Raw genomic sequence first — 1,759 nt, 5'->3', positions numbered from 1 at the left:
TCGCACAAGATGACGACCTCCGGCCGAAACGATGCCTCGGTTGGGGGCAAAATAACAACAGTATCCTGATATCGACTCAACAACGGCCCACTCGGGGTCGAATATCGCCGTCTCAAACCGGTTTTTCGAGGTACCCTTTAGCAAGCGTTTGGGCATTTCTCACGCGCAGTACGCGTCCCGCCATCATCCTCTACCTTAGCCAATAGCATGCCGCCACGATGGCAACGGTAAGCAGTGTCACTGGCACTCCCACTCTTGCGTGACATCGCCAAGTGATAACAATGTTCCGGCGCGCGGCCGCATCCACGACGATGATGTTCGCTATGCTGCCGACGATCAGCAGATTTCCGGCGAACGTGCTTGATAGCGCAAGCAATAGGCCGGCATCCGGGTGGGTAGCCATCGGCAACAGCAGCATCACCGCAGGCACATTGGAAACCACATTGCTGAGCAGGAATGTGAACCCATAAAGCGGCCCAAGGTTATGCAAGTCGAATCCTATCTCCGCCAGCGCCACCACCGCCTGCCTCGGCAGGCCCGTCGTCTCCAGAGCATGATTGACGATGAACAGCCCTATAAACAGCAAAAGTATCTGCCAGTCCACAAGCCCGAGCATGTGCCGCGAATGAAGCTTGCGCGACAGCAGCAATATGCCGGCTCCTGCCAAAGCCAGGATCTCGCGCGGCCAGTCCGAAAACAGAAATGCCGTGAACAGTGCGGTTGCGACCGCTAGCCCTTTCATGGCTTGCCAAGGATTAAAATGCGCATGCCGTTCCAGACGTAGATCTTGATCAACTTCGATTCGGTTCGACTCCGCCCAAGTTCCCAGCGCCCTCGCCACCACAGCGCAATCAGCAGCCACGTTATCACCAGCCCCAAGCCAACCGGAATCACGGCACCGCGAAGATAGCCGGCAAAAGACATCTTTAGGGTCTCTCCAATCAGCATGTTTTGCGGGTTTCCGATAAGAGTGGCGGCCGAACCGACGTTGGCGGAACAGCATAAAGCGAGCAAAAAAGGCACCGGATCGAGCCGCCGGCTCAAACAGATTTCGATCAATACGGGCGCTGTCGCGAGACAGACAACGTCGTTGCTGAATACGCCGGAAAGCGCCGCCACTACGGCGATCAAGGCTGCAAGAAATAAAGGAGGCGTTACTCGGAGTGCGCCGAGCTTCTCCGTTACCAGCGTATAAAACCCACCCAGCCGCAACTGAGCCGAGACAACCATGAAGGAGAAGAGCAGAACCAGGGTCGGAACGTGAACCGCCCTACCCGCTTCTTCGAGCGTCATCGACTCGGTAGCGATTAAGCTGATGGCGCCGAGCACCGCAATTCCCGTCCGATCGAGTTGGAGAAACGGCAAACCGCCTAAAATCATGCCGATATATACAAAGGCGAAAATGATAACTATGGTAGCGATCACGGTTGAGGGTCAGGTATGGCAAAATGGCGCAAAGTATAACTCGGCAGCGCCCTTCCAAGGTGCGATATCTTCGGGAGCCACAGTATCACTACCGATCGGATTGAGAACGGCCAAACTGTCGTGTTTATAATCTCGGCCAACTCGAAGAAATACACCTTATTTGAGGTACCATCGTATCTGTCCCGCAACTGGATAGCTGTCAAGTCCCGCCTGTTTATAAACCTTCTTGCGAAAGAGATGGGGATGGGAGGTTTGCCAGTTTTTGAGAGCTTGAACGGGGGTGAGATGGCCCAAGGCCCGCTGTGGGATGTGCTGGTTGTAGAGGGCGACATAG

Annotated in this window: 2 protein-coding genes; both read right to left on the bottom strand. The window is 55.1% G+C overall.

Translation table 11 applies throughout. The annotated features are described in order from the left end of the window. Positions 1-190 precede the first annotated feature (190 nt). Positions 191-841 (bottom strand): ArsB/NhaD family transporter, encoded by a 651-nt coding sequence (locus VEB01_RS15160; RefSeq protein ID WP_475442003.1) that lies wholly within the window; start codon positions 839-841, stop codon positions 191-193. After that, the gene (locus VEB01_RS15155) at positions 739-1,425 is read right to left on the bottom strand and encodes an SLC13 family permease (RefSeq protein ID WP_324876854.1); all 687 of its coding nucleotides are present in this window, start codon (positions 1,423-1,425) and stop codon (positions 739-741) included. Before VEB01_RS15155 ends, VEB01_RS15160 begins: the two co-directional genes overlap by 103 nt. Positions 1,426-1,759 lie beyond the last annotated feature (334 nt).

The sequence above is a fragment of the Methylocaldum sp. genome, assembly GCF_035627495.1.
Classification (GTDB): domain Bacteria; phylum Pseudomonadota; class Gammaproteobacteria; order Methylococcales; family Methylococcaceae; genus Methylocaldum.
Note: the sequence above shows the minus strand (reverse complement) of the source record. Positions and strands in the feature narration are given on the sequence as shown.